Source organism: Flavobacterium sp. FlaQc-30 (assembly GCF_044005885.1).
Classification (GTDB): Bacteria; Bacteroidota; Bacteroidia; order Flavobacteriales; family Flavobacteriaceae; genus Flavobacterium.
Map to the genome: position 1 here is coordinate 1 of NZ_JBIPCO010000056.1, position 243 is coordinate 243.

Consider the following 243-nt stretch of genomic DNA (forward strand, 5'->3'; position numbering starts at 1 on the left):
GACCTGTTGTAATTGGCGTTACATCGGTATTTGATGCTGTAACAGCTGCTCCGTTTAAGGTATCATTGCTTGTTACTGTTCCAACTGTTACGGCTGCTGTACTGCTTGGCACTGCGCTGTAATTGTCATTTTGAGCATCTAATGTTCCTTTTACAACTACAGTAGCTGTAGCTGTATCACAGTTTGAAGGATTGGCTCCTACTTCACATAATTGGTACGTGATGCTGTAGCTTCCTGATACTG

At 42.8% G+C, this 243-nt stretch carries 1 pseudogene; it reads right to left on the bottom strand.

What is annotated here, in order from left to right:
* Positions 1 to 243 (bottom strand): annotated as a pseudogene (locus ACHRV0_RS21720) (hypothetical protein); the annotation flags it as partial.